The organism is Enterobacter sp. JH25, assembly GCF_021725435.1.
GTDB classification, from domain to species: Bacteria; Pseudomonadota; Gammaproteobacteria; order Enterobacterales; family Enterobacteriaceae; genus Enterobacter; species Enterobacter intestinihominis.
Genome location: NZ_CP091319.1, coordinates 3,584,280 through 3,609,840, shown reverse-complemented (window position 1 = coordinate 3,609,840; position 25,561 = coordinate 3,584,280). Strand labels below are relative to the sequence as shown.

Below are 25,561 nucleotides of genomic sequence, written 5' to 3'. Positions count from 1 at the left end.
AAAAAACCGCCGCATAGTACCGGAAAGCACAATTTTTATCATTAACTAAAACGGCTCTGAACGGTCACCGCCTCGTATTCATGGTGTTTATCGATTTTTGTTGTTTTATTTCATATGGTTATTTAATCGCTTTTATCGTTAAGAACGATAACTAAAACAGGTTAGTCCATTTGGTTATTAATTATTTCCATCCCTTCTTTAATTGTTATTATCCCCGCCGTTAACCTTATCTTCAGTTTGGATTTATTCGCTTAAAGTCCGCTTTGCTACTGGAACATAACGACGCATGACAACACAGGCCCCACCTTCAAATTTGCTTCCCCTTAACCCGGAGCAACTGGCGCGCCTCCAGGCCGCGACTTCCGATTTTTCACCCACCCAGCTTGCCTGGGTCTCCGGCTATTTCTGGGGAATGCTGAACCAGAAGCCGGGTGCTGTGGCAGGCGTCCCGCCAACGGCCGTTGAAATTCCTGCCATCACGCTTATCTCCGCTTCGCAAACGGGTAATGCCCGTCGTGTGGCCGAAGCGCTGCGTGATGACCTGCTCGCCGCGAAGCTGAACGTTAACCTGGTCAACGCCGGGGATTATAAATTCAAACAGATCGCGTCAGAAAAACTGCTGGTGGTGGTGGCGTCAACGCAGGGGGAAGGTGAGCCTGCTGAAGAAGCCGTCGCGCTGCATAAGTTCCTGTTCTCGAAAAAAGCACCAAAGCTCGAGGGCACCGCCTTTGCCGTCTTCGGCCTCGGTGATACGTCCTATGAATTTTTCTGCCAGTCCGGTAAAGATTTCGACAGCAAGCTGGCGGAGCTGGGCGCAGAGCGCCTGCTGGATCGCGTAGACGCTGACGTGGAATACCAGGCTGCCGCCGCCGAATGGCGGGCGCGCATCGTTGAGGTGCTGAAGGCCCGCGTCCCGAAAGAGACGCCAGTGCAGGCCGCCGTTACCGTAGCCGGCACCGTTAACGAAATCCACACCAGCCCTTACACGAAAGAGGCGCCGCTGACGGCGAGCCTGTCGGTAAACCAGAAAATCACGGGCCGTGATTCAGAAAAAGACGTGCGCCATATCGAAATCGATCTCGGTGACTCTGGCCTGCGTTACCAGCCTGGCGATGCGCTGGGCGTCTGGTATCAGAACGATCCGGCGCTGGTGAAAGAGCTGGTCGAGCTGCTGTGGCTGAAAGGCGATGAACCGGTTACCGTGGATGGCAAAACGCTCTCGATCTCCGAGGCGCTCCAGTGGCATTTCGAACTGACGGTGAATACCGCCAACATCGTTGAAAACTACGCCACCTTAACCCGCAGCGAATCGCTCCTTCCGCTGGTCGGGGACAAGGCGAAGTTACAGCAATACGCGGCGACAACGCCGATTGTCGATATGGTGCGTTTCTCTCCGGCACAGCTGGATGCTGACGCGCTGGTCGGCCTGCTGCGTCCGCTGACCCCGCGCCTGTACTCCATCGCCTCCTCGCAGGCGGAAGTGGAAAACGAAGTCCACATCACCGTTGGCGTGGTGCGTTACGACATCGAAGGCCGCGCGCGCGCGGGCGGGGCGTCAGGCTTCCTGGCAGACCGCGTGGAAGAAGAGGGTGAAGTTCGCGTCTTTATCGAGCACAACGACAACTTCCGCCTGCCGGCGAACCCCGAAACGCCGGTGATTATGATTGGCCCAGGCACCGGTATTGCGCCATTCCGCGCCTTTATGCAGCAGCGTGCGGCAGACGACGCGCCGGGTAAAAACTGGCTGTTCTTCGGCAACCCGCACTTTACTGAAGATTTCCTCTACCAGGTTGAGTGGCAGCGCTACGTCAAAGAGGGCGTGCTGACCCGCATCGATCTGGCCTGGTCCCGCGATCAGAAAGAAAAAGTATACGTACAAGACAAACTGCGCGAACAGGGCGCAGAGCTGTGGCGCTGGATCAATGACGGCGCCCACATTTATGTCTGCGGCGACGCCAATCGCATGGCGAAAGACGTTGAGCAGGCACTGCTGGAAGTGATTGCCGAATTCGGCGGTATGGATGCCGAAACGGCGGATGAATTTTTAAGTGAGCTGCGCGTAGAGCGCCGTTATCAGCGAGATGTCTACTAATGAGCGAAAAACATCCTGGCCCACTGGTGGTCGAAGGCAAACTGACTGATGCCGAGCGCATGAAGGTAGAGAGCAACTACCTGCGCGGTACCATTGCCGAAGATTTAAATGACGGCCTGACCGGCGGTTTCAAAGGCGACAACTTCCTGCTGATCCGTTTCCACGGTATGTACCAACAGGACGACCGCGATATCCGCGCCGAGCGTGCCGAACAGAAGCTGGAGCCGCGTCACGCGATGCTGCTGCGCTGTCGTCTGCCGGGCGGGGTAATCACTACGAAACAGTGGCAGGCGATCGACAAGTTTGCCGGTGAAAACACAATCTACGGCAGCATTCGTCTGACCAACCGTCAGACCTTCCAGTTCCACGGCATTCTGAAGAAGAACGTCAAGCCGGTGCACCAGATGCTGCACTCCGTGGGTCTGGACGCGCTGGCGACTGCCAACGACATGAACCGTAACGTGCTCTGCACCTCGAACCCGTACGAATCTGAGCTGCACGCCGAAGCGTACGAGTGGGCGAAAAAAATCTCTGAACATCTGCTGCCACGTACCCGCGCCTATGCGGAGATCTGGCTCGATCAGGAGAAAGTCGCCACCACCGATGAAGAGCCGATCCTCGGTCAGACCTACCTGCCGCGTAAGTTTAAAACCACGGTGGTGATCCCGCCGCAGAACGATATCGACCTGCACGCCAACGACATGAACTTCGTGGCGATTGCCGAAAACGGCAAGCTGGTCGGCTTTAACCTGCTGGTGGGCGGCGGTTTGTCCATTGAGCACGGTAACAAGAAAACTTACGCCCGCACCGCGAGCGAGTTCGGCTTCCTGCCGCTGGAGCACACGCTGGCCGTGGCAGAGGCGGTGGTTACGACCCAGCGCGACTGGGGTAACCGTACCGATCGTAAAAACGCGAAAACCAAATATACCCTTGAGCGCGTAGGCATCGAGACGTTCAAAGAAGAAGTGGAGCGTCGCGCGGGCATCAAGTTTGAGCCGATCCGCCCTTACGAATTCACCGGTCGCGGCGATCGCATCGGCTGGGTGAAAGGCATCGACAATAACTGGCACCTGACGCTGTTTATCGAAAACGGCCGTATCCTTGATTATCCGGGCCGTCCGCTGAAAACCGGCCTGCTGGAAATCGCAAAGATCCACAAAGGCGAGTTCCGTATTACCGCCAACCAGAACCTGATCGTCGCCAGCGTGCCGGAAAGCGATAAGGCGAGAATTGAAGAACTGGCCCGCGAGCACGGGTTGATGAATGCGGTGAGCGCGCAGCGTGAAAACTCAATGGCCTGCGTGTCGTTCCCGACCTGTCCGCTGGCGATGGCCGAAGCCGAGCGATTCCTGCCGTCCTTCACTGATAAAGTGGAGGCGATTCTGGAAAAACACGGTATTCCGGACGAGCATATTGTTATGCGCGTGACGGGCTGTCCGAACGGCTGCGGCCGCGCGATGCTGGCCGAACTCGGTCTGGTAGGGAAAGCGCCGGGTCGCTATAACCTGCACCTGGGCGGTAACCGTATCGGGACACGTATTCCGCGTATGTTCCGCGAGAACATCACCGAGCCGGAAATTCTCGATTCCCTCGACGTGCTTATCGGACGCTGGGCGAAAGAGCGCGAAGCGGGTGAAGGCTTCGGCGACTTTACGGTACGTGCGGGCATCATTCGCCCGGTGCTCGATCCCGCAAGGGATTTCTGGGAGTAATCCATCCTTTGCCCGGTGGCGCTTCGCTTACCGGGCCTACGGGTTTTGTAGGCCGGGCAAACGCAGTGCCGCCCGGCGAAACAGGCAAACGAGGTTCTTATGTCCGTACTCGATCTAAACGCCCTTAATGACCTGCCAAAAGTTGAACGCATTCTGGCTCTGGCAGAAACTAACGCCCAACTGGAAAAGCTCGACGCCGAAGAGCGCGTGGCGTGGGCGCTGGAAAACCTGCCGGGAGACTATGTGCTTTCGTCGAGCTTTGGCATTCAGGCGGCGGTCAGTCTGCATCTGGTGAATCAGATCCGTCCGGACATTCCGGTGATCCTCACCGATACCGGCTATCTGTTCCCGGAGACCTATCAGTTTATCGACGAGCTGACGGACAAGCTCAAGCTGAACCTGAAGGTTTATCGCGCAACCGAAAGCGCGGCCTGGCAGGAGGCGCGTTACGGCAAGCTGTGGGAGCAGGGCGTTGAGGGCATCGAGAAATACAATGAGATCAACAAGGTCGAGCCGATGAACCGCGCGCTGAAAGATCTTCATGCGCAGACGTGGTTTGCTGGGCTCCGCCGCGAGCAGTCCGGGAGCCGGGCAACGCTGCCGGTGTTGGCGGTGCAGCGTGGCGTGTTCAAAGTGCTGCCGATCATCGACTGGGATAACCGCACGGTGTACCAGTATCTGCAAAAGCACGGGCTGAAGTACCATCCGCTGTGGGATCAGGGCTACCTGTCGGTAGGCGACACCCATACCACGCGTAAATGGGAACCGGGAATGGCGGAAGAAGAGACGCGATTCTTTGGGCTGAAGCGCGAGTGCGGGCTGCACGAAGGGTAATGTTTTTTCGCCCGGTGGCGGCTACGCCTTACCGGGCCTACGTTTCGTGCCGTTGTAGGCCCGGTAAGCGCAGCGCCACCGGGCTTAATTGCATCAGGCTTTCCCCGCTTTCGCCAGCTCCTTCACCAGCGGCAGCATCACTTTCACGACATCCCGGCTGCGGTGCTCAATCCGCTGCGGCAGCGTTTTATCAATGTGCTGCTGATTATCCAGCCGCACGTCATGCCAGCTGGTCCCGTTTGGGAACGCCTTCGATTTAGCGCGCTGCTGATAGCCATCTTTTTTGCCCAGCGCCCAGTTAGTCGCCTCGACGTACAGCACCGGAATGCCCGCCTTATCAAACACTTCACCGTCATTACAGCAGCCCGTGCCTTTGGGATAATCGGGGTTACCGCCCGGATTTGTCGCGGCATAGACGCCATGCGTGCGGGCAAGCACCAGCGCGCGGTCGCGGGTGAGTTTACGTACGCTGCTCGGCGTGCTCTGTCCGCTATTAAAATAGAGCTTATCTCCCACGATCAGATTATCGAGGTTAATCACCAGCAACGTATTTTTCTTCTCCTCAGCGGTCATGCGCTTAAGGAGATTCTCAGCGCCGAGTTTTCCTTCTTCTTCACCGCTGGTCGCAACAAAGCGAATGCTGTATTTCGTCGGAATATTCTTCAGGCGTTCGGCCAGCTCAAGCATGACGCCCAGCCCCGCCGCATTGTCATCCAGTCCCTGAAGCGTCAGCCCGCCGAGGTTATTATCGACATCGGCGTCGCTCATCGGCGTGTAGGTATCAAGGTGCGCCATAATAATAATCTGCTCAGCCGCCTTTCCTTCGTGCGCCGCAATAACCGTGCTGCCGGTTACGTTATGCCAGTTTTGCGTTTTATTGCGAGTGGTATAGATGTAGCGGCTGTGGAAAGCGCGAATGTCGCTTTCATAGCCCATATCCGCAAACTGCTGACGAATATAGTCTGCCGAGAGCATCTCGGCTGGGGTTCCGGTCATACGGCCCGGAAAGACCGTCGCAATATGCCGCGCCTGCATACTGGCTATTTCACCGTAAGATTGATTTTTTGCCTGAGCCGGAAGGATAAAGAAAACGCCGAGCGCCAGGGCAACGAATCGGTGGCGCATTGCGGAAAACATAGTGAGTCCTTAAAAACAGAGCAAAATTTTAACCCGCATAGTATGAAACTGTGATCGGGTAGACACAATTTGAATTGCGCTTAAATGCCCGAAATTTCGCATGTTAAGCACTTTTTGATATTTGCTTTTTCACGGCGTTATTCCATTGAGTAACTACTCATTCCAATTCGTAATTTCATTCGATCTAAGCCGCCCCCTATAGTCCCTTTATTCCTGGTTGTTAGTGAGTTGTTGCCTGTGGACTATCTCCCCCTTTTTGCCGCCTTGAAAGACCGACCGGTACTGGTTGTCGGGACGGGTGAAATTGCCGATCGCAAAATCGCGTTCCTGCAACGCGCCGGGGCGCAGGTGCAGGTCGTTGCAGAGGCGGATTTTGAAGAGTCTCAGATCGACAGCGTGGTGCTGGTGATTGCGGCAACCGAAGATCGGGCGCTCAACCGCCGCATCTCCGACGCAGCCCAGGCCCGTCACCGTCTGGTGAACGTGGTAGACGACCAGCCGCTGTGCTCGTTTATCTTCCCGTCGATTGTTGACCGCTCGCCGCTGCTGGTGGCGATCTCCTCCGGCGGCACCGCGCCGGTGCTGGCGCGCGTGCTGCGGGAAAAAATCGAAGCGCTGCTGCCGACCAGCCTCGGGCGCATGGCGGAGAAGGCCAGCTACTGGCGCAACCACCTTAAAACGCGTCTGACCAGCGTGACGGAACGCCGTCGCTTCTGGGAGCGTGTGTTTCGCGGCCGCTTTGCCAGCCTGATGCATGCCGGTAACGAGACGGCGGCGCAACAAATTCTCGAGGACGAACTGGATAACCCCGGCAGTACGGGCGGGGAGATCATTCTGGTGGGCGCCGGGCCGGGCGATGCCGGGCTGCTCACGCTGCGTGGCCTCCAGGTTCTTCAGGATGCGGATGTCGTGTTCTACGACCATCTGGTCACCGACGGTATTCGCGAACTGATCCGCCGTGACGCGGAGCAAATCTGCGTTGGTAAACGTGCCGGCGAGCACTCCGTGCCGCAGCACGACACCAATCAAATGCTGATTGCCGCCGCGAAAGCGGGCAAGACCGTGGTGCGCCTGAAAGGGGGCGACCCGTTTATCTTCGGCCGTGGTGGCGAGGAGTTGCAGGCGGCAGCCGAAGCGCGCGTCCCGTTCCAGGTGGTCCCCGGCATTACGGCGGCGTCTGCCGTCACGGCCTACGCCGGTATTCCGCTGACCCATCGCGATTACGCCCAGAGCGTGACCTTTGTGACCGGGCATTATAAAGCCGACAGCACGCCGTTTGACTGGTCGCATCTCGCCCAGAGCCGACAAACGCTGGCGATTTATATGGGCACGATGAAAGCGGCAGACATCAGCGAACAGCTTATTCAGCACGGTCGCGATGCGGCGACGCCGGTAGCAGTGATCTCCCGCGGGACACGCGTCGATCAGCATGTCGCCATCGGCACTTTACAAGACCTTGCAACCCTGGCGAAAGACGCCCCGATGCCCGCCCTGATCGTGGTGGGAGAAGTGGTGCAGTTGCACAGCTCGCTCGCCTGGTTCCAACACACAACCGACACAGAAGGCTTCGGCGCTTCTGTTGTAAATTTGGCTTAAGGAACGGTTATGGACCAAAAACGACTTACTCACCTGCGGCAGCTCGAAGCGGAAAGTATCCATATTATCCGCGAAGTGGCCGCCGAGTTCTCTAACCCGGTGATGATGTACTCCATCGGTAAAGATTCCAGCGTCATGCTGCACCTGGCGCGTAAAGCGTTTTATCCGGGAACGCTGCCGTTCCCGCTGCTGCATGTGGATACCGGCTGGAAATTCCGCGAGATGTACGAGTTTCGTGACCGTACCGCCAAAGCCTACGGCTGCGAGCTGCTGGTGCACAAAAACCCGGAAGGGGTGGCGATGGGCATCAACCCGTTCGTGCACGGCAGCGCCAAGCATACCGATATCATGAAAACCGAAGGGCTGAAGCAGGCGCTGAATAAATACGGTTTTGATGCGGCCTTCGGCGGCGCACGGCGTGACGAAGAGAAATCCCGCGCCAAAGAGCGTATCTACTCTTTCCGCGACCGCTTCCACCGCTGGGACCCGAAAAACCAGCGTCCGGAGCTGTGGCACAACTACAACGGCCAGATCAACAAGGGCGAAAGCATTCGCGTCTTCCCGCTCTCCAACTGGACCGAGCTGGATATCTGGCAGTACATCTATCTGGAAAATATTGAGATCGTTCCGCTGTATCTGGCAGCAGAGCGCCCGGTCCTGGAGCGCGACGGCATGCTGATGATGATCGACGACGATCGCATTAATTTACAGCCGGGTGAAGTGATCAAAAAACAGATGGTCCGTTTCCGTACTCTCGGCTGCTGGCCGTTGACCGGCGCGGTGGAATCCAGTGCGCAGACGCTGCCGGAGATCATCGAGGAGATGCTGGTGTCGACCACCAGTGAGCGACAGGGCCGCGTGATTGACCGCGACCAGGCAGGCTCCATGGAGCTGAAGAAACGTCAGGGTTATTTCTAAGGAGCCGCCATGAATACGACTATTGCCCAACAAATTGCCGATGAAGGCGGCGTAGAAGCTTATCTGCACGCCCAACAGTACAAAAGTCTGCTGCGTTTCCTGACCTGCGGCAGCGTTGATGACGGGAAAAGTACCCTGATTGGTCGCCTGCTGCACGACACGCGACAAATTTACGAAGATCAGCTCTCTTCCCTGCACAACGACAGTAAACGCCACGGCACCCAGGGCGAAAAACTCGACCTGGCGCTGCTGGTGGACGGCTTGCAGGCGGAGCGCGAGCAGGGCATTACCATTGATGTCGCCTATCGCTACTTCTCTACCGAAAAGCGCAAATTTATTATCGCCGACACCCCGGGGCATGAGCAGTACACCCGTAACATGGCGACCGGCGCGTCCACCTGTGACCTGGCGATCCTGCTGATGGACGCCCGTAAAGGCGTGCTGGATCAGACGCGTCGTCACAGCTTTATCTCTACGCTGCTGGGGATCAAACACCTGGTGGTGGCGGTGAACAAAATGGATCTGGTGGACTACAGCGAAGCGCGATTCGACGAGATCCGCCAGAGCTACCTGACCTTTGCTGAACAGCTGCCGGGCAACCTCGATATTCGCTTTGTGCCGCTGTCGGCGCTGGAAGGGGATAACGTCGCCTCTCAGAGCGCGAACATGCCGTGGTACAGCGGCCCGACGCTGCTAGAGGTGCTGGAAACCGTTGAAATTCAGCGCGTGGTTGAGACCCAGCCGATGCGCTTCCCGGTGCAGTACGTAAACCGTCCGAACCTCGATTTCCGCGGCTTCTCCGGCACCCTTGCGTCCGGCTCGGTCAACGTGGGCCAGCGCGTGAAGGTGCTGCCGTCCGGCGTGGAATCGACCATTGCCCGTATCGTCACCTTTGATGGCGATCTGGACGAAGCAGGGGCAGGTGAAGCAGTAACCCTGGTGCTAAAAGACGAGATTGACATCAGCCGCGGCGATCTGCTGGTCGACGCGCAGGAAACGCTGGCGGCGGTGCAGGGCGCATCCGTGGACGTGGTGTGGATGGCGGAACAGCCCCTGACCGCAGGCCAGAGCTATGACATTAAAATTGCCGGCAAGAAAACCCGCGCCCGCGTGGACGGCATTCAGTTCCAGGTGGACATCAACAACCTGACCCACCGTGACGTGAGCGAGCTACCGCTGAACGGCATCGGTCTGGTGGATCTGACCTTCGACGAGCCGCTGGTGCTGGATCCGTATCAGCAGAATCCGGTGACGGGCGGGCTGATCTTTATCGACCGCCTGACCAACGTCACCGTCGGCGCCGGGATGGTCCGTGAGCCAAACGCGCAGGCTACCGTGGCCTCTGAGTTCAGCGCGTTTGAACTTGAGCTGAATGCGCTGGTGCGTAAACACTTCCCGCACTGGGGCGCACGCGATTTGCTGGGAGGCAAGTAATGGCTGCCCATGATGAGAACGTCGTCTGGCATCCTCATCCGGTCACCGTCGCCCAGCGCGAACAGCTCCACGGTCACCGTGGGGTTGTGCTGTGGTTTACCGGGCTGTCTGGCTCCGGTAAATCCACGGTGGCAGGCGCGCTGGAAGAGGCGCTGCATCAGCAGGGAGTGAGCACCTACCTGCTGGACGGCGACAACGTGCGTCACGGCCTGTGTAGCGATTTAGGGTTCAGCGATGAAGACCGTAAAGAGAACATTCGCCGGGTGGGAGAAGTCGCCAGCCTGATGGCGGATGCCGGGCTGGTGGTGCTGACGGCGTTTATCTCACCGCACCGCGCCGAACGTCAGATGGTGCGTGAGCGCGTGGGCCGGAATCGCTTCATTGAAGTGTTTGTGGATACGCCGCTGGCAATCTGCGAAGCGCGCGATCCGAAAGGGCTGTATAAAAAAGCCCGCGCGGGAGAGCTGCGAAACTTCACCGGTATTGACTCGGTTTACGAAGCGCCTGAATCCCCTGAGATTCATCTGGAAGGTCAACAATTGGTAACAAATTTAGTAAGCCAATTATTAGACCTGCTCAGACGGGACGATATTATCAGATCCTGAGACGGTATCGTTCGGGAGCTGTCTTCCCGAGCGATGAGTCACGGTCACAGGATTAGCTATGCGCAACAGTGAAAACTACATGATTACCACCGGGTCGGAACCGTTAACGACCGACGACGAGACGACCTGGTCCTTCCCTGGGGCGATTGTCGGCTTTGTGTCGTGGCTACTGGCGCTGGGTATCCCGTTTTTGATCTACGGTGGAAACACCCTCTTTTTCTTCCTCTATACCTGGCCTTTCTTCCTGGCGCTGATGCCCGTTGCGGTTGTGGTGGGCGTGGCGCTGCACTCCCTTTTCAACGGCAAGCTCCTGTATAGTACGCTCATCACTATCGCCACCGTTGTGGCCATCTTTGGCCTGCTGTTTTTATGGCTGATGGGCTAACTTACGGCATAATTAAAACCCCGCAGTAGAGTCCAGCGGAAAGTTATGGGATGATGATGCCGTTTTTTCAGGGGGCAGGATGGGTAAACTAACGCTGCTGTTGCTGGCTTTGCTGGTCTGGCTGCAATATTCGCTGTGGTTCGGCAAAAACGGACTGCACGACTACAGCCGGGTGAGCGATGACGTCGCGGCACAGCAGGCGACAAACGCCAAACTTAAAGCGCGTAACGATCAACTTTTTGCTGAAATTGATGACCTCAATGGCGGCCAGGAGGCGATTGAGGAGCGCGCACGCAATGAACTTAGTATGACTAAGCCGGGCGAAACGTTTTATCGCCTGGTTCCGGATGCGTCTAAACGCAATCAGGGCTCCGCACAAAACAATCGATAATCAGGCCCAGGATTACGACATGGCAGCAACTTTTTCGGACGTCTGTGCCGTGGTGCCGGCCGCAGGTTTTGGCCGGCGTATGCAGACAGAATGTCCTAAGCAGTATCTCTCAATTGGCGATAAAACGATCCTCGAGCACGCCGTGGCGGCGCTGCTGGCGCATGCCCGGGTGAAACGCGTTGTTATTGCCATCAGCCCCGGCGATGCACGTTTTGCGCAGCTCCCGCTGGCGAATCATCCTCAGATTACCGTCGTTGACGGCGGCGCAGAGCGGGCTGACTCCGTTCTGGCGGGCATTCAGGCTGCCGGGAACGCGCAGTGGGTGCTGGTGCACGATGCCGCGCGTCCCTGTCTGCATCACGACGATCTGTCGCGTCTGCTGGCCCTGAGTGAAACCAGTAAAGTGGGCGGCATTCTGGCCGCCCCGGTGCGTGACACCATGAAGCGTGCCGAACCGGGTAAACCGGCGATTGCCCACACCGTCGAGCGCGTCGATCTATGGCACGCGCTGACGCCACAATTTTTTCCCCGCGAATTACTCCACGACTGCTTAACGCGAGCGCTTAAAGAAGGTGCGACCATTACGGACGAAGCCTCGGCGCTGGAGTATTGCGGTTTCCACCCCACGCTTGTTGAAGGACGCGCTGATAATATAAAAGTGACGCGCCCGGAAGACTTACAGCTCGCGGAATTTTATCTTACCCGTACGACCCCTCAGGAGAAGGCATAATGCGTATTGGACACGGTTTTGATGTACACGCCTTTGGTGGCGTTGGCCCAATTATCATTGGCGGCGTGCGCATTCCTTACGAAAAAGGTCTGCTGGCGCATTCTGATGGCGACGTGGCGCTGCATGCGCTGACCGACGCGCTGCTGGGTGCCGCCGCGCTGGGCGACATTGGCAAACTGTTCCCGGACACCGATCCTGCTTTTAAAGGCGCAGACAGCCGCGAACTGCTGCGCGAAGCCTGGCGTCGTATTCAGGCCAAAGGCTACACCCTCGGCAACGTTGATGTGACGATCATTGCTCAGGCACCAAAGATGCTGCCGCACATCCCTCAGATGCGCGTGTTTATCGCTGAAGATCTGGGTTGCCATATGGACGACGTCAACGTCAAAGCGACCACCACGGAGAAGCTGGGCTTTACCGGTCGTGGCGAAGGCATTGCCTGTGAAGCCGTGGCGCTGCTGGTGAAGGCGGCCAAATGACGGATTTCGACAATCTGACGTATCTGCACGGTAAACCGCAGGGCAAGGGTCTGCTGAAAGCCAACCCTGAAGATTTCGTGGTAGTGGAAGATCTGGGTTTTGAGCCGGACGGCGAAGGCGAGCACATCCTGGTGCGCATTCTGAAAAACGGCTGCAACACCCGCTTCGTGGCGGACGCGCTGGCAAAATTCCTCAATATTCACGCCCGCGAAGTGAGCTTTGCCGGTCAAAAAGATAAACATGCCGTGACCGAACAGTGGCTTTGCGCCCGCGTGCCCGGCAATGCCATGCCCGATTTAAGCAAATTTGAGCTTGAGGGCTGTAAGGTACTGGAGTACGCCCGCCATAAACGCAAATTGCGTCTGGGCGCACTGAAAGGCAATGCCTTTACCCTGGTGTTGCGCGAAGTGACCGAACGCGAGGACGTTGAAAAACGCCTGAAGGCCATTAACGAACGCGGCGTACCAAACTATTTCGGTGCTCAGCGCTTTGGTATCGGTGGTAGCAACCTGCTGGGCGCGCTGCGCTGGGCGCAAAGCGGTGCACCGGTGCGCGATCGTAATAAACGCAGTTTTTGGTTGTCGGCGGCCCGCAGTGCGTTGTTTAATCAGATTGTGAGCGAACGGCTGAAAAAACCGGACGCTAATCAAGTTGTTGTCGGCGATGCGCTACAATTAGCGGGACGCGGAAGCTGGTTTGTGGCAACGGCCGAAGAGATGGCCGATGTCCAGTCGCGCGTGGACGCTAAAACGCTGATGATTACCGCCACCTTGCCGGGTTCAGGCGACTGGGGAACCCAGGGCGAGGCGCTGGCCGCTGAGCAGTCAGCGGTGGCGGATGCGCCAGAATTACAATCGTTGCTGGTGCGGGAAAAGGTCGAGGCGGCACGTCGTGCGATGCTCCTCTACCCGCAACAGCTGAGCTGGAACTGGTGGGATGACGTAACCGTCGAGTTACGCTTCTGGCTGCCGGCAGGTAGCTTTGCCACCAGTGTTGTCAGGGAACTTATCAACACGTCGGGTGATTATGCGAATATTGCTGAGTAACGATGACGGGATCCATGCGCCAGGTATTCAGACGCTGGCGAAACACCTCCGTGAATTTGCGGATGTGCAGGTCGTGGCTCCCGATCGTAACCGCAGTGGCGCGTCTAACTCATTGACGCTGGAATCTTCACTTCGCACCTTTACCTTTGAGAATGGCGATATTGCCGTCCAGATGGGGACGCCGACCGACTGCGTGTTTCTGGGCGTGAACGCGCTGATGCGCCCGCGGCCGGACGTTGTGGTCTCCGGCATCAATGCCGGGCCAAATCTTGGCGATGATGTGATTTACTCCGGCACCGTGGCCGCGGCGATGGAAGGGCGTCACCTGGGGTTTCCGGCGCTGGCGGTCTCGTTAAACGGTCACACCCACTATGACACAGCCGCTGCGGTGACCTGCTCCATTCTCCGTGCGCTTGGCCGCGAGCCGCTGCGTACCGGACGTATCCTCAATATTAACGTGCCGGACCTCCCGCTGGACGAGATCAAAGGGATCCGCGTGACGCGCTGTGGCAGTCGCAATCCTGCCGATCAGGTTATTCCCCAGCAGGATCCGCGCGGCAATACCCTGTACTGGATCGGCCCGCCGGGAGATAAATGCGATGCCGGGCCAGACACCGACTTCGCTGCGGTGGATGAAGGGTACGTTTCCGTTACGCCGTTGCACGTAGATTTAACCGCTTATAGCGCGCATGATGTGGTGTCGGACTGGTTAGATCGGGTCGGAGTGAACGCGCAATGGTAAGTAAACGTGTACAAACTCTTCTGGAACAATTACGCGCACAGGGGATCGCCAACGAGCAGGTGCTGAACGCGCTTGCCCAGGTTCCCCGTGAGAAGTTTGTAGATGAGGCGTTTGAACACAAAGCGTGGGAAAACGTGGCGTTGCCCATTGGGCAAGGCCAGACGATTTCGCAGCCCTACATGGTGGCGCGTATGACGGAGCTTCTGGAGTTAACGCCAGAGTCCCGGGTGCTGGAAATTGGTACCGGTTCAGGGTATCAAACCGCGATCCTGGCTCACCTTGTGCACCATGTCTGTTCGGTGGAACGGATTAAAGGGTTGCAGTGGCAGGCGCGCCGTCGCCTGAAACAGCTTGATTTACATAATGTATCGACACGCCACGGCGATGGATGGCAGGGTTGGCAGGCTCGCGCCCCGTTTGACGCCATCATTGTCACGGCAGCGCCACCTGAAATCCCCACTGCGCTTCTTTCGCAGCTGGACGAGGGTGGCATTCTTGTATTGCCCGTCGGCGATGAGCAGCAGCTTTTGAAGCGCGTTCGTCGACGCGGCGGCGAGTTTATTATCGATACCGTGGAAGCCGTGCGCTTTGTGCCCCTGGTTAAGGGCGAACTGGCCTGAGACTCGGATTTTTCCAGGGTTATTAAGGCAAATTCAGCGTATGGTGTGGCGCGATAGATTCGTGCCATTACGGTTATTTTTAAGTCACTGGTAGTTAACACATTCCTGGGGGATAAATGAGCGCGGGAAGCCCAAAATTCACCATCAGCCGTGTTGCGGCATTATCACTGGTTTCGCTCTGGCTGGCAGGCTGTACAAGTTCAAATAACGCGCCTGCGCCCGTCAGTTCCGTTAATGGAACCAGCGGCTCGGGTAACACGTCCAGCGGAATGTTGATCACCCCTCCGCCTAAAATGGGCACCTCAACGGCGCAGCAAACTCCGCAGATCCAGCCGGTTCAACGTCCAGTTACGCAGCCTACGCAGATTCAGGCAGTGGAACAGCCTGTTCAGACTGAAAATGGCCGCATAGTGTATAACCGTAAGTATGGGAACATTCCGAAAGGTAGCTATACCGGCGGCAGCACCTATACCGTGAAGCGCGGCGATACGCTGTTCTATATTGCCTGGATCACCGGGAACGATTTCCGCGATCTGGCACAGCGAAACAACGTCCAGGCCCCGTATGCTCTGGAAGTCGGGCAAACGCTTCAGGTTGGCAACGCGACGGGGACACCGCTTACGCCAGGCAACACCGTTTCAGCGGCCGACGTAACTGCGCAAAATAACAGCGTTACTCCTGCACAAAAAACCACCACGGTGGTTGCTTCACAACCTGTAATTACGTATTCTGAGGATTCAGGTGATCAGAGTGCTAACAAAATGTTGCCGAATAATAAAGGTACTGCGACTGTTGTCACAGCACCGACTACGGCACCTGTGGTTAGCTCTACTGTACCGACTGCAAGCAGTCAGAATGCCAGCTCGTCAATCACCACCTGGCGCTGGCCAACTGACGGCAAGATTATCGAGAACTTCGCTACCTCTGAGGGGGGCAACAAAGGGATCGATATCGCAGGCAGTAAAGGACAGGCAATCATCGCGACCGCAGACGGACGCGTTGTCTATGCCGGTAACGCACTGCGCGGTTACGGTAATCTTATTATCATCAAACATAACGATGATTACCTGAGTGCCTACGCCCATAACGACACTATGCTGGTCCGGGAACAACAAGAAGTTAAGGCGGGGCAAAAAATCGCTACCATGGGTAGCACCGGAACCAGTTCTACACGCTTGCATTTTGAAATTCGTTACAAGGGGAAATCCGTAAACCCGCTGCAATATTTACCGCAGCGATAAATTGACGGGGCATGCCAGCCAGGGTGTCTCGTCCAGGGATCACGGGTAGGAGCCACCTTTATGAGTCAGAATACGCTGAAAGTTCATGATTTAAATGAAGACGCGGAATTTGATGAGAACGGATCAGAGGCTTTTGACGAAAAAGCCTTAGTAGAAGAGGAACCCAGTGATAACGATTTGGCTGAAGAAGAGCTGTTATCGCAGGGTGCCACACAGCGTGTGCTGGACGCGACTCAGCTTTACCTTGGGGAGATTGGTTACTCCCCACTGCTAACGGCCGAAGAAGAAGTCTATTTCGCACGTCGTGCTTTGCGTGGTGATGTTGCCTCGCGTCGTCGCATGATCGAAAGTAACCTGCGACTGGTCGTGAAAATTGCCCGCCGTTACGGCAATCGTGGTCTGGCTCTGCTGGATCTGATTGAAGAGGGCAACTTAGGTCTCATCCGCGCAGTTGAGAAGTTTGACCCGGAACGCGGGTTCCGTTTCTCAACCTACGCGACCTGGTGGATTCGTCAGACCATCGAACGGGCTATTATGAACCAGACCCGTACGATTCGACTGCCGATCCACATCGTCAAAGAGTTGAATGTTTATCTGCGTACCGCGCGCGAGTTGTCCCATAAACTGGACCACGAGCCAAGTGCGGAAGAGATTGCAGAGCAACTCGACAAACCGGTTGATGACGTAAGCCGTATGCTGCGTCTCAACGAGCGCATTACCTCGGTTGACACCCCGCTGGGTGGTGACTCCGAAAAAGCGCTGCTGGACATCCTGGCCGATGAAAAAGACAACGGCCCGGAAGACACCACGCAGGACGATGACATGAAACAGAGCATCGTCAAATGGCTGTTCGAACTGAACGCCAAACAGCGTGAAGTGCTGGCACGTCGTTTCGGTTTACTGGGGTATGAAGCTGCGACACTGGAAGATGTCGGCCGTGAGATTGGCCTGACCCGTGAACGTGTTCGTCAGATTCAGGTTGAAGGGCTACGCCGCCTGCGTGAAATCCTGCAAGGGCAAGGTCTGAATATCGAAGCGCTGTTCCGCGAATAAGCAACCATTCGTCAGAAAAGGCCCGTCGTGAGACGGGCCTTTTTTATGTCTTACGATTGCGCCGTTTCGTGCAGCAAACGCCAGGTGATGTTATCCCCTTCCTGATTAAGCACTGCGGTTGACCAGCGCACGTTGACGGGCTGGCCTGGCCGGGTTTGCGTCTCCCGGTAATGGAGCACCGCGCCGTTGTCCCATGTCTGAAGCGTCGTTAGCGCATCAATGCCGATCCTGAGCCCGGGTCGGGTTCCCCGCTGCGTATATAAAAATTGGGCCAGAGCGTGATGATCTAAATGGGTGCCACTCGGTGGAACCATCAGAAAATCCGGACGGAAACGGGCGAGCAGGGCGTCCTGTTCGCCTTCGCCTGCACCTAACCAGTTTTCAAGGGCGACGTGGATGTCGAGGATCTCTTGTTCGAAATGGGTCATGGTTGCTCCTGTTGCAGTTGCGCAAGTAACTGCGTGTTATTAAGACGGTAGACGTACAGTACGGGCAGCAAAGTGATAACTGCGGCAAAAATAAACATCCCGTGCCAGGCGGCCAGCGGCGTAAAATAAGCTTGCATGAAGCTCAGCGCCTGCGCCAGCAGCAGGGCACCCGCAAAAAAGCTCAACTGACGATTCAGATTCCATAGCGCACTGGCATCAGGCATATCTTCCCGCCGCGTTGTCAAAAACGCGCTGCTCTGAGCCGTACTGCTGCAAAGGCTTCCCCCCGCACCCATTAACGCAAACGCAAAGGCAGGTAACAGCATAGCCGGGCCGACGTTAATTAAAAGCAGAATGCCCGTTGCCTGCAAAAGGCAACCGATGACCACCAGCGGCCGCGGGCCGATACGGTTGAAATAGCGTCCTGTCGCGGTGATAGCCAAAAACGATGCCACAGACCACGGCAGCATAAGCATGCCCGTTGCGGTGGGCGTCATATTGGCCTCGCTCTGAAGGTAATACATGCCCGTTACGTTCACGCCAATAAAGATGCCGGGTACGCATACATAGATAAGCATGGATAAGCGCAACAGCGGATCCGTCAGCAAAGACAGGTTTACTATTCTGGTGGTGTTTATCGGTGACGGTTCTGTTTTAAGCCACGCGCAGGCCAAAACAAAGGTGACAATGGCGACGGGCAGGGTGGCAAAAAATATCCAGCGCCAGGTGAATGTCTGAACCAGCATGCCGCCCACAGCCGGTGAGCAGGCGGGGGCAAGCAGCGCGACCAGCATCACCGCCGAGGTGAGTCTGGCCCGCTCATGAGGCTTAAACTGTTGCCAGGTCAGCGCCTGACCAACCGGGATCAGTAAACCCCCTCCGGCGCCCTGCACGACGCGCCAGGCAATCAAACTTTCCAGCGAAGATGAGAAACCCGCCGCAACGGAGGCCGCGCTAAAGAGAAGCAGTGAGAGCAGAATAACGCGCTTCGGCCCGACGCGGCGCGTCAGAATACTGCTGAATGGGATGACTAACGTCAGCCCGGCAATGTATCCGTTACTTACCCAGGCAAGCGCGGAAGGTGTGGTATTGAATGCGTGAGCCATCGCCGGAAAGGCGACGCTGGCAATAAACATGTTTATCAAATCAAGGAAAAAGCCGAGCAGAAAGACGACGGCGATTTTGCTGCGATACGTCATGGAAGTTCCTCCGGTGAGGTGGCGTATCGTATCGGCCCGCGCGTTACGGATAAACGCGACAAAGGACGATATACTGTCAATATTATTTTGACAGTTAACCAGGCAAGCGATGCTTAATTTACAGCGTACGGCGATGTTTATCGCCGTAGCGGACACCGGCAGTTTCACCGCCGCGGCGGAGGCGATGGGGCTGACAAAAGCGGTGGTCAGCTTTCATATTCGTCAGCTTGAAGAGGAGCTGGGCGTCACCCTGTTGCTGCGAACCACCCGACGCCTGACGCTGACCGAAGCGGGGAAGCTCTTTCATCAACGAAGCGTGATGCTGTTACGGGATGCAGAGCGATTGCAGGATGATGTTCGCGCCAACCACGCCGGGCTGACGGGAGAACTGCGGATCACCACCACGCCCGAGTATGGCTCGCAGGTGGTGGTGCCTTTGCTGGCTGAGTTTAGCCAGCTGCACCCTGATCTCCGCGTGCGGCATGTCTCGTCCTCTTTGCATGCCGATCTTATCGCCGAGCGCTTCGATGTCGCTATCCGGCTCGGCACGCTTGCAGATTCGCGCTACCACGCCGCGTTGATGACCTCCTTCACCATCCTGCCCGTGGCAACGCCAGGCTGGCTGGCAAACCATCCGGTTAACTCGCTGGAGCAGCTGGCGGAAGCGGACTGGATCATTCATGAGCGTTTAACCTCGCCGCTGCGCTGGCAGGTGAGAGGTGTTGATGAGCAGCCGGTTTCCTTTGAGATCAAGAGAGCGCCGCGCCTGTATGCAGACAGCGCCCAGGCGCTGATGGCTTTTGCCCTCGCGGGATGTGGAGTGGCGCTGCTGCCGGAGTGGCTGGTGCGAAACGCACTGGATGCAGGGGAACTGGTCTCGCTGTTACCGGCGTACACGTTCGCTCAGCAGGGCATCTATGCCGTTTATCCTGATGCCCGGCATGTGCCCGCGAAAGTGCGAACATTTATTGATTTTATGCGCGTCAGGGTTACTTAATCCTGCATCATCTTTTTAATGAGCGCTGAAAATTGCTCTCGTTCCGCGCCATTAAGGCGCCCTAAAAACGCCTCATCCACCTCATTTCCAATCGGTTTACTGCTCTCAAGCAGGGCCTCACCTTCGGCCGTCAGAAAGACAAACCGACGGCGCTTGTCCGCCGGATCGTGCTCGCGCCTGACCAGGCCGCGTGCTTCCATGCGGCTCAGCATTTCTGCCAGCGTCGCTTTGGTGCTCACCGCGACTTCAGTCAGGGCAACCTGCTCAATGCCAGGATTTTCAGCAATTGACCGCATCACCGCATATTGTGGTTTGGTCAGTTCGGGCAATGCGTGTTGCCACTGGGCGGTATGCTGTTGAAAAAGCTGACGTAGCAGGTGAAACGCTTCTTGTCTTAACTCCATGGACACTCCGACGGAAAAATACTCCCTCTATGATAGCCGCTCTCGGGCTGAATTTTAACGCGAGAGTTTTTAGCGAATAGTGTGATCGTATGCGAACGATCTTGTCAGCAGCAGGATCGAGGCGTAGTTTAGTTAATATGTTCGTATACGAACAAACTAATTGAGGTGCTGAATGAGATTGATTGTGGGAATGACGGGCGCGACGGGTGCGCCATTAGGCGTGGCGTTGTTGCAGGCGCTGCGGGAAATGCCGGAGGTGGAAACGCATCTGGTGATGTCGAAGTGGGCAAAAACCACGATTGAGCTGGAAACGCCCTTCACTGCGCATGACGTTGCTGCACTGGCGGATGTCGTCCATAGCCCGGCCGATCAGGCTGCCACCATCTCCTCCGGCTCGTTTCGCACCGACGGCATGATCGTCATTCCGTGCAGCATGAAAACGCTGGCGGGTATCCGCGCGGGCTACGCCGAAGGGCTGGTAGGGCGTGCGGCAGACGTGGTGCTGAAAGAGGGACGCAAGCTGGTGCTGGTTCCGCGTGAGACGCCGCTCAGCACCATCCATCTTGAGAACATGCTTGCCCTTTCCCGCATGGGCGTGGCGATGGTGCCGCCTATGCCTGCGTACTACAATCACCCGCAAACCGCCGATGACATAACCCAGCATATCGTGACCCGCGTTCTCGACCAGTTTGGTCTGGAGCATAAAAAAGCCCGACGCTGGGAAGGTTTGCAGGCAGCGAAACATTTTTCACAGGAGAATAAAGATGGCATTTGATGATTTGAGAAGCTTCTTGCAGGCGCTCGATGAGCAAGGGCAGCTGCTGAAAATTGAGGAAGAGGTAAACGCTGAGCCGGATTTAGCCGCCGCCGCCAACGCTACCGGACGCATTGGCGATGGTGCGCCTGCGCTGTGGTTCGATAATATTCGCGGCTTCACCGATGCCCGTGTGGTGATGAACACTATCGGCTCGTGGCAAAACCACGCTATTTCGATGGGGCTGCCAGCAAATACCCCGGTGAAAAAACAGATCGACGAGTTTATTCGTCGCTGGGACAAATTCCCCGTCTCGCCAGAGCGTCGTGCAAATCCGGCCTGGGCGCAGAACACGGTGGACGGGGAAGACATCAACCTGTTCGACATTCTGCCGCTGTTCCGCCTGAACGACGGTGACGGGGGCTTTTATCTCGATAAAGCGTGCGTTGTCTCCCGCGATCCGCTCGACCCCGAACACTTCGGCAAGCAGAACGTCGGGATTTACCGTATGGAAGTGAAGGGCAAGCGTAAGCTCGGCCTGCAACCGGTGCCGATGCATGATATCGCGCTGCATCTGCATAAGGCAGAAGAGCGCGGCGAAGACCTGCCTATTGCCATTACGCTGGGTAACGATCCGATCATCACCCTGATGGGCGCCACGCCGCTGAAATACGATCAATCCGAGTATGAGATGGCCGGTGCGCTACGCGAAAGCCCGTATCCGATTGCGACGGCTCCGCTGACCGGTTTCGATGTGCCGTGGGGGTCGGAAGTGATCCTCGAAGGGGTGATTGAAGGCCGAAAACGTGAAATTGAAGGGCCATTCGGTGAGTTTACCGGACACTACTCCGGCGGGCGCAACATGACGGTCGTGCGCATTGATAAAGTCTCTTACCGCACAAAACCCATTTTCGAATCTCTCTACCTGGGGATGCCGTGGACCGAGATTGATTATCTGATGGGGCCCGCTACCTGCGTGCCGCTCTATCAGCAGCTGAAGGCGGAATTCCCGGAAGTGCAGGCGGTAAACGCCATGTACACCCACGGCCTGCTGGCGATTATCTCCACCAAAAAACGATACGGCGGTTTTGCCCGTGCGGTCGGGCTCCGCGCCATGACCACGCCACACGGTCTGGGTTACGTGAAAATGGTGATTATGGTGGATGAGGACGTCGATCCGTTTAACCTGCCGCAGGTGATGTGGGCGCTGTCATCGAAGGTCAATCCGGCAGGCGATCTGGTGCAGCTACCGAATATGTCTGTGCTGGAGCTTGACCCCGGCTCCAGCCCGGCGGGGATCACTGACAAGCTGATCATTGATGCCACCACCCCTGTCGCTCCGGACAACCGTGGTCACTACAGCCAGCCGGTACAGGATCTCCCTGAAACCAAAGCCTGGGCCGAAAAACTGACCGCGATGCTGGCGGCACGTCAATAAGGAGGAAAAAATGATTTGTCCACGTTGTGCCGATGAACATATTGAAGTGATGGCAACATCACCGGTGAAAGGTGTCTGGACGGTATACCAGTGTCAGCACTGTCTGTATACCTGGCGCGATACCGAACCGCTGCGCCGTACCAGCCGCGAGCATTACCCGGAAGCGTTCCGCATGACGCAGAAGGATATTGATGAGGCACCGCAGGTGCCGACGATCCCGCCGATGCTGTAATAAAAAGCCCGGAGGCGGCTGCGCTTACCGGGCGATAATATTGTGCGGTCTTTTGCCCGGTGGCGCTACGCTTACCGGGCCTACGGGTTTTGTAGGCCGGGTAAGGCGAAGCCGTCACCCGGCAAAAAAGACCGCAGAGAACTAAACCAGACTCTTCAACCGATAAATCCACTCCAGCGCCTGACGCGGCGTCAGCGAGTCCGGATCGAGATTTTCCAGCGCTTCTACAGCCGGAGAGGTCTCTTCCGGCACCGCCAGCAGTGACATCTGCGTACCATCTATCTGCGTAGCTGCCGCATTCGGTGACAAACTTTCCAGCTCACGCAATTTCTGACGCGCGCGCTTAATCACCTCTTTCGGCACACCCGCCAGCGCGGCGACGGCCAGGCCATAGCTCTTGCTTGCCGCGCCGTCCTGCACCGTGTGCATAAAGGCGATGGTGTCGCCGTGCTCAAGCGCATCAAGGTGGACGTTAGCCACGCCTTCCATTTTCTCTGGCAGCTGTGTCAGTTCGAAATAGTGCGTCGCGAACAGCGTCAGCGCCTTGATTTTATTCGCCAGACTTTCCGCGCACGCCCAGGCCAGGGACAGGCCGTCATAGGTGGAGGTACCGCGTCCTACTTCGTCCATCAACACCAGACTGTTCTCTGTCGCGTTATGCAGAATGTTGGCGGTTTCGGTCATCTCGACCATAAAGGTAGAGCGACCGCTCGCCAGATCGTCCGCCGCACCCACACGGGTGAAGATACGGTCGACAGGGCCAATCTCAACCTTCTGCGCCGGAACGTAGCTGCCGATGTAGGCGAGCAGCGCGATAAGGGCTGTCTGGCGCATATAGGTACTTTTACCGCCCATATTGGGGCCGGTAATGATCAGCATCCTTCGCTGCGGTGACAGGTTCAACGGGTTGGCAATAAACGGCTCGTTCAGCACCTGCTCAACCACCGGATGGCGACCTTCGGTAATGCGAATACCGGGTTTGTCAGTAAAGGTAGGACAGGTGTAGTTCAGCGTTTCGGCGCGCTCGGCCAGGTTTACCAGCACATCCAGCTCGGCCAGCGCAGCGGCGCTCATTTGAAGGTCAGCCAGATGCGGCATCAGGATGTCGAACAGCTCGTCATACAGCTGTTTCTCCAGCGCCAGCGCTTTACCTTTCGACGTGAGCACTTTGTCTTCGTACTCTTTCAGCTCGGGAATAATGTAGCGCTCGGCATTTTTCAGCGTCTGGCGGCGAACGTAGTGAATCGGTGCCAGGTGGCTCTGCCCACGACTGATCTGGATATAGTAACCGTGTACGGCGTTGTAGCCGACTTTCAGGGTGTCGAGCCCCAGACGTTCACGCTCGCGGATTTCCAGTTTATCCAGATAATCCGTCGCGCCATCGGCCAGCGCACGCCATTCGTCCAGCTCTTCGTTATAACCCGGAGTAATAACCCCGCCATCCCGCACCAGAACAGGCGGCGCATCAATGATGGCGCGTTCCAGCAGTTCGCGAAGCTCGGTAAATTCGCCCATGGTTTCGCGCAGCTTTTGCACTGGCGCGCTGTCGATCTCTCCCAGCTGAGCGCGCAGTTCCGGCAACTGCTGGAAAGCGTGACGCATACGGGCGAGATCGCGTGGACGCGCGGTACGCAATGCCAGGCGCGCCAGGATACGCTCAAGGTCACCCACCTGACGCAGCACCGGCTGCAATTCGGTGTAACGATCCTGCAATGCGGCAATGGTTTGCTGACGGCCAATCAGCGTTTCGGTGTTGCGGATCGGCATATGCAGCCAGCGTTTGAGCATACGGCTGCCCATGGGGGTAACCGTGCTGTCAAGAACCGACTCCAGCGTATTTTCCATGCCGCCCGCGAGGTTCTGCGTGATCTCCAGGTTGCGGCGCGTGGCGGCATCCATGATGATGCTGTCCTGCTGACGCTCCATGGTAATTGAACGGATATGGGGCAGGGCGGTACGCTGCGTATCCTTCACGTACTGCAACAGGCAGCCTGCGGCACATAGCCCGCGCGGGGCATTTTCCACACCAAAGCCAATCAAATCGCGCGTGCCAAATTGCAGGTTCAACTGCTGGCGCGCGGTATCAATTTCGAACTCCCACAGTGGACGACGACGCAGGCCGCGGCGACCTTCAATCAGCGCCATCTCGGCGAAATCCTCTGCATAAAGCAGTTCTGCCGGATTGGTGCGCTGTAGTTCAGCCGCCATGGTTTCACGGTCAGCCGGTTCACTCAGGCGAAAACGACCGGAGCTGATATCCAGCGTGGCGTAGCCAAACCCTTTACCGTCCTGCCAGATCGCCGCCAGCAGGTTATCCTGGCGCTCCTGAAGCAGGGCTTCATCGCTGATGGTTCCCGGCGTCACGATGCGTACGACCTTGCGCTCAACGGGGCCTTTCGACGTGGCCGGGTCGCCAATTTGTTCGCAGATAGCGACAGACTCGCCCTGGTTCACCAGCTTCGCCAGATAGTTTTCAACCGCGTGATGCGGGATACCCGCCATCGGGATGGGCTCGCCTGCCGACGCGCCACGTTTCGTCAGAGAAATGTCGAGCAGCTGAGACGCACGTTTCGCATCGTCATAAAAAAGCTCGTAAAAATCGCCCATACGGTAAAACAGCAGAATTTCCGGATGCTGTGCCTTCAGCTTCAGGTACTGCTGCATCATCGGCGTATGCGCGTCGAAATTGTCGATTGTGCTCATGGAGTTATGATATCCATTTCTTTGAAAATATTACGCTTTGAGCGGCTCAATGGCCGATTGTTCCTTCTATTGTCGCATGAAAAAAAGGTGCGGCGCAGAAAAAAGTCACGACTTTACGAGGCATCTTCCGCTATTAATTCAATGATGATTTTTCCGTGCTCGACGCCCACCCGAACCTGCGAGTTGGTGGTAAATCCCGCTTGTTCAAGCCAGTCGCCTTTCAGGCTTAGCGCTGCGTGTACGCTGTAGCGTTTTGGAATTTTCGTTTTACGGTCTTCATGACGTTTTCTGAAGTAACCCACTTTTAAGTGCCGATAGGGTTTGGCGATCGCGATCTGTTGCATAGGCTCTCCGGTGAATGCGGTTATTTACACCTGTATAAAATACCAGT

Annotated in this window: 27 protein-coding genes; 20 read left to right on the top strand and 7 right to left on the bottom strand. The window is 56.8% G+C overall.

The window, feature by feature from the left end; all coding sequences use genetic code 11:
- The first annotated feature begins 286 nt into the window (after positions 1-286).
- The 3 genes from cysJ (at position 287) to cysH (ending at position 4,638) form a co-directional block, all read left to right on the top strand.
- A complete protein-coding gene (gene cysJ, locus L2Y28_RS17275; RefSeq protein ID WP_022649195.1) occupies positions 287-2,092 on the top strand; it encodes an NADPH-dependent assimilatory sulfite reductase flavoprotein subunit in 1,806 nt (601 codons plus the stop codon).
- Positions 2,092-3,804 (top strand): assimilatory sulfite reductase (NADPH) hemoprotein subunit, encoded by a 1,713-nt coding sequence (gene cysI / locus L2Y28_RS17270; RefSeq protein WP_022649194.1) that lies wholly within the window; start codon positions 2,092-2,094, stop codon positions 3,802-3,804. Before cysJ ends, cysI begins: the two co-directional genes overlap by 1 nt.
- A gap of 99 nt (positions 3,805-3,903) precedes the next feature.
- On the top strand, positions 3,904-4,638 hold the full coding sequence (cysH, locus tag L2Y28_RS17265) for a phosphoadenosine phosphosulfate reductase (protein ID WP_022649193.1): 735 nt from the start codon (positions 3,904-3,906) through the stop codon (positions 4,636-4,638).
- A 93-nt stretch (positions 4,639-4,731) separates the two neighbouring features.
- Here the strand turns inward: cysH and L2Y28_RS17260 are convergent, their stop codons facing one another.
- Entirely contained in the window at positions 4,732-5,775 is a 1,044-nt protein-coding gene (locus L2Y28_RS17260; protein WP_022649192.1) for an aminopeptidase, read from the bottom strand.
- Between the two features lie 237 nt (positions 5,776-6,012).
- On the opposite strand from L2Y28_RS17260, the gene cysG reads away from it, so the two are divergent.
- From cysG to L2Y28_RS17205, 11 genes are all read left to right on the top strand, one after another.
- Positions 6,013-7,371, top strand: a complete 1,359-nt coding sequence (gene cysG, locus L2Y28_RS17255) for a siroheme synthase CysG (protein WP_022649191.1) — start codon at positions 6,013-6,015, stop codon at positions 7,369-7,371.
- Between the two features lie 9 nt (positions 7,372-7,380).
- Entirely contained in the window at positions 7,381-8,289 is a 909-nt protein-coding gene (cysD, locus tag L2Y28_RS17250) for a sulfate adenylyltransferase subunit CysD (protein ID WP_022649190.1), read from the top strand.
- Positions 8,290-8,298: 9 nt separating this feature from the next.
- Positions 8,299-9,723, top strand: coding sequence for a sulfate adenylyltransferase subunit CysN (gene cysN / locus L2Y28_RS17245; protein WP_022649189.1), 1,425 nt, complete (start codon positions 8,299-8,301; stop codon positions 9,721-9,723).
- Positions 9,723-10,328: an adenylyl-sulfate kinase gene (gene cysC / locus L2Y28_RS17240; protein WP_022649188.1), complete on the top strand. Its 606-nt coding sequence runs from the start codon at positions 9,723-9,725 to the stop codon at positions 10,326-10,328. The genes cysN and cysC overlap by 1 nt, the downstream gene beginning before the upstream one ends.
- 58 nt (positions 10,329-10,386) lie before the next feature.
- A complete protein-coding gene (locus tag L2Y28_RS17235; protein WP_022649187.1) occupies positions 10,387-10,713 on the top strand; it encodes a DUF3561 family protein in 327 nt (108 codons plus the stop codon).
- A gap of 79 nt (positions 10,714-10,792) precedes the next feature.
- The gene (gene ftsB / locus L2Y28_RS17230) at positions 10,793-11,104 is read left to right on the top strand and encodes a cell division protein FtsB (protein ID WP_003862095.1); all 312 of its coding nucleotides are present in this window, start codon (positions 10,793-10,795) and stop codon (positions 11,102-11,104) included.
- Positions 11,105-11,123: 19 nt separating this feature from the next.
- Entirely contained in the window at positions 11,124-11,834 is a 711-nt protein-coding gene (gene ispD, locus L2Y28_RS17225; protein WP_000741569.1) for a 2-C-methyl-D-erythritol 4-phosphate cytidylyltransferase, read from the top strand.
- Positions 11,834-12,313: a 2-C-methyl-D-erythritol 2,4-cyclodiphosphate synthase gene (ispF, locus tag L2Y28_RS17220; RefSeq protein ID WP_003862097.1), complete on the top strand. Its 480-nt coding sequence runs from the start codon at positions 11,834-11,836 to the stop codon at positions 12,311-12,313. The genes ispD and ispF overlap by 1 nt, the downstream gene beginning before the upstream one ends.
- Entirely contained in the window at positions 12,310-13,359 is a 1,050-nt protein-coding gene (gene truD / locus L2Y28_RS17215) for a tRNA pseudouridine(13) synthase TruD (RefSeq protein WP_022649186.1), read from the top strand. The genes ispF and truD overlap by 4 nt, the downstream gene beginning before the upstream one ends.
- Positions 13,340-14,101 (top strand): 5'/3'-nucleotidase SurE, encoded by a 762-nt coding sequence (gene surE, locus L2Y28_RS17210; RefSeq protein WP_022649185.1) that lies wholly within the window; start codon positions 13,340-13,342, stop codon positions 14,099-14,101. The genes truD and surE overlap by 20 nt, the downstream gene beginning before the upstream one ends.
- The gene (locus L2Y28_RS17205; RefSeq protein WP_022649184.1) at positions 14,095-14,721 is read left to right on the top strand and encodes a protein-L-isoaspartate(D-aspartate) O-methyltransferase; all 627 of its coding nucleotides are present in this window, start codon (positions 14,095-14,097) and stop codon (positions 14,719-14,721) included. The genes surE and L2Y28_RS17205 overlap by 7 nt, the downstream gene beginning before the upstream one ends.
- 94 nt (positions 14,722-14,815) lie before the next feature.
- Here L2Y28_RS17205 and L2Y28_RS25590 read toward each other — a convergent pair whose 3' ends face one another.
- Entirely contained in the window at positions 14,816-14,947 is a 132-nt protein-coding gene (locus L2Y28_RS25590; RefSeq protein WP_306173474.1) for a peptidase, read from the bottom strand.
- On the opposite strand from L2Y28_RS25590, the gene nlpD reads away from it, so the two are divergent.
- Entirely contained in the window at positions 14,889-15,962 is a 1,074-nt protein-coding gene (gene nlpD, locus L2Y28_RS17200; protein ID WP_306307778.1) for a murein hydrolase activator NlpD, read from the top strand. The genes L2Y28_RS25590 and nlpD overlap by 59 nt on opposite strands.
- Before the next feature lie 60 nt (positions 15,963-16,022).
- Positions 16,023-17,015 (top strand): RNA polymerase sigma factor RpoS, encoded by a 993-nt coding sequence (gene rpoS, locus L2Y28_RS17195; RefSeq protein ID WP_022649182.1) that lies wholly within the window; start codon positions 16,023-16,025, stop codon positions 17,013-17,015.
- Between the two features lie 50 nt (positions 17,016-17,065).
- On the opposite strand, the gene L2Y28_RS17190 is transcribed toward rpoS, so the two are convergent.
- Together L2Y28_RS17190 and L2Y28_RS17185 are read right to left on the bottom strand one after the other, a co-directional pair.
- Entirely contained in the window at positions 17,066-17,443 is a 378-nt protein-coding gene (locus tag L2Y28_RS17190) for a DUF4440 domain-containing protein (protein WP_022649181.1), read from the bottom strand.
- Complete coding sequence (locus L2Y28_RS17185) at positions 17,440-18,642, bottom strand: MFS transporter (RefSeq protein WP_022649180.1); 1,203 nt, start codon at positions 18,640-18,642, stop codon at positions 17,440-17,442. Before L2Y28_RS17185 ends, L2Y28_RS17190 begins: the two co-directional genes overlap by 4 nt.
- A 109-nt stretch (positions 18,643-18,751) precedes the next feature.
- Here L2Y28_RS17185 and L2Y28_RS17180 point away from each other — a divergent pair, with 109 nt between their 5' ends.
- The gene (locus tag L2Y28_RS17180) at positions 18,752-19,639 is read left to right on the top strand and encodes a LysR family transcriptional regulator (protein ID WP_022649179.1); all 888 of its coding nucleotides are present in this window, start codon (positions 18,752-18,754) and stop codon (positions 19,637-19,639) included.
- On the opposite strand, the gene L2Y28_RS17175 is transcribed toward L2Y28_RS17180, so the two are convergent.
- A complete protein-coding gene (locus L2Y28_RS17175) occupies positions 19,636-20,043 on the bottom strand; it encodes a MarR family winged helix-turn-helix transcriptional regulator (protein WP_015571704.1) in 408 nt (135 codons plus the stop codon). The two genes, L2Y28_RS17180 and L2Y28_RS17175, sit on opposite strands and share 4 nt — an antisense overlap.
- Before the next feature lie 172 nt (positions 20,044-20,215).
- Here L2Y28_RS17175 and L2Y28_RS17170 point away from each other — a divergent pair, with 172 nt between their 5' ends.
- Genes L2Y28_RS17170 through L2Y28_RS17160 form a run of 3 tightly spaced genes read left to right on the top strand, consistent with a single transcriptional unit; the run spans position 20,216 to position 22,467 of the window.
- On the top strand, positions 20,216-20,818 hold the full coding sequence (locus tag L2Y28_RS17170; protein WP_003862111.1) for a non-oxidative hydroxyarylic acid decarboxylases subunit B: 603 nt from the start codon (positions 20,216-20,218) through the stop codon (positions 20,816-20,818).
- Positions 20,808-22,235 carry a non-oxidative hydroxyarylic acid decarboxylases subunit C gene (locus L2Y28_RS17165; protein WP_022649178.1) on the top strand — a complete coding sequence of 476 codons (1,428 nt, stop codon included), beginning with the start codon at positions 20,808-20,810 and terminating at the stop codon, positions 22,233-22,235. The genes L2Y28_RS17170 and L2Y28_RS17165 overlap by 11 nt, the downstream gene beginning before the upstream one ends.
- 10 nt (positions 22,236-22,245) lie before the next feature.
- Complete coding sequence (locus L2Y28_RS17160; RefSeq protein ID WP_022649177.1) at positions 22,246-22,467, top strand: non-oxidative hydroxyarylic acid decarboxylases subunit D; 222 nt, start codon at positions 22,246-22,248, stop codon at positions 22,465-22,467.
- A 141-nt stretch (positions 22,468-22,608) separates the two neighbouring features.
- On the opposite strand, the gene mutS is transcribed toward L2Y28_RS17160, so the two are convergent.
- Together mutS and L2Y28_RS17150 are read right to left on the bottom strand one after the other, a co-directional pair.
- The gene (gene mutS, locus L2Y28_RS17155) at positions 22,609-25,170 is read right to left on the bottom strand and encodes a DNA mismatch repair protein MutS (protein ID WP_236919561.1); all 2,562 of its coding nucleotides are present in this window, start codon (positions 25,168-25,170) and stop codon (positions 22,609-22,611) included.
- A 113-nt stretch (positions 25,171-25,283) separates the two neighbouring features.
- Complete coding sequence (locus tag L2Y28_RS17150; RefSeq protein ID WP_022649175.1) at positions 25,284-25,514, bottom strand: SymE family type I addiction module toxin; 231 nt, start codon at positions 25,512-25,514, stop codon at positions 25,284-25,286.
- Positions 25,515-25,561 lie beyond the last annotated feature (47 nt).

What these genes read in the sequence shown, in the direction of transcription:
- truD (WP_022649186.1), top strand. Translation starts at nt 12,310, where the DNA reads ATGACGGATTTCGACAATCTGACGTATCTGCACGGTAAACCGCAGGGC.
- rpoS (WP_022649182.1), top strand. Translation starts at nt 16,023, where the DNA reads ATGAGTCAGAATACGCTGAAAGTTCATGATTTAAATGAAGACGCGGAA.
- L2Y28_RS17205 (WP_022649184.1), top strand. Translation starts at nt 14,095, where the DNA reads ATGGTAAGTAAACGTGTACAAACTCTTCTGGAACAATTACGCGCACAG.
- cysJ (WP_022649195.1), top strand. Translation starts at nt 287, where the DNA reads ATGACAACACAGGCCCCACCTTCAAATTTGCTTCCCCTTAACCCGGAG.
- L2Y28_RS17160 (WP_022649177.1), top strand. Translation starts at nt 22,246, where the DNA reads ATGATTTGTCCACGTTGTGCCGATGAACATATTGAAGTGATGGCAACA.
- ispF (WP_003862097.1), top strand. Translation starts at nt 11,834, where the DNA reads ATGCGTATTGGACACGGTTTTGATGTACACGCCTTTGGTGGCGTTGGC.
- L2Y28_RS17165 (WP_022649178.1), top strand. Translation starts at nt 20,808, where the DNA reads ATGGCATTTGATGATTTGAGAAGCTTCTTGCAGGCGCTCGATGAGCAA.
- ftsB (WP_003862095.1), top strand. Translation starts at nt 10,793, where the DNA reads ATGGGTAAACTAACGCTGCTGTTGCTGGCTTTGCTGGTCTGGCTGCAA.
- L2Y28_RS17150 (WP_022649175.1), bottom strand. Translation starts at nt 25,514, where the DNA reads ATGCAACAGATCGCGATCGCCAAACCCTATCGGCACTTAAAAGTGGGT.
- L2Y28_RS17235 (WP_022649187.1), top strand. Translation starts at nt 10,387, where the DNA reads ATGCGCAACAGTGAAAACTACATGATTACCACCGGGTCGGAACCGTTA.
- L2Y28_RS17190 (WP_022649181.1), bottom strand. Translation starts at nt 17,443, where the DNA reads ATGACCCATTTCGAACAAGAGATCCTCGACATCCACGTCGCCCTTGAA.
- cysH (WP_022649193.1), top strand. Translation starts at nt 3,904, where the DNA reads ATGTCCGTACTCGATCTAAACGCCCTTAATGACCTGCCAAAAGTTGAA.
- surE (WP_022649185.1), top strand. Translation starts at nt 13,340, where the DNA reads ATGCGAATATTGCTGAGTAACGATGACGGGATCCATGCGCCAGGTATT.
- cysC (WP_022649188.1), top strand. Translation starts at nt 9,723, where the DNA reads ATGGCTGCCCATGATGAGAACGTCGTCTGGCATCCTCATCCGGTCACC.
- cysN (WP_022649189.1), top strand. Translation starts at nt 8,299, where the DNA reads ATGAATACGACTATTGCCCAACAAATTGCCGATGAAGGCGGCGTAGAA.
- ispD (WP_000741569.1), top strand. Translation starts at nt 11,124, where the DNA reads ATGGCAGCAACTTTTTCGGACGTCTGTGCCGTGGTGCCGGCCGCAGGT.
- L2Y28_RS17170 (WP_003862111.1), top strand. Translation starts at nt 20,216, where the DNA reads ATGAGATTGATTGTGGGAATGACGGGCGCGACGGGTGCGCCATTAGGC.
- cysI (WP_022649194.1), top strand. Translation starts at nt 2,092, where the DNA reads ATGAGCGAAAAACATCCTGGCCCACTGGTGGTCGAAGGCAAACTGACT.
- L2Y28_RS17175 (WP_015571704.1), bottom strand. Translation starts at nt 20,043, where the DNA reads ATGGAGTTAAGACAAGAAGCGTTTCACCTGCTACGTCAGCTTTTTCAA.
- L2Y28_RS17185 (WP_022649180.1), bottom strand. Translation starts at nt 18,642, where the DNA reads ATGACGTATCGCAGCAAAATCGCCGTCGTCTTTCTGCTCGGCTTTTTC.
- L2Y28_RS17180 (WP_022649179.1), top strand. Translation starts at nt 18,752, where the DNA reads ATGCTTAATTTACAGCGTACGGCGATGTTTATCGCCGTAGCGGACACC.
- mutS (WP_236919561.1), bottom strand. Translation starts at nt 25,170, where the DNA reads ATGAGCACAATCGACAATTTCGACGCGCATACGCCGATGATGCAGCAG.
- L2Y28_RS17260 (WP_022649192.1), bottom strand. Translation starts at nt 5,775, where the DNA reads ATGTTTTCCGCAATGCGCCACCGATTCGTTGCCCTGGCGCTCGGCGTT.
- cysD (WP_022649190.1), top strand. Translation starts at nt 7,381, where the DNA reads ATGGACCAAAAACGACTTACTCACCTGCGGCAGCTCGAAGCGGAAAGT.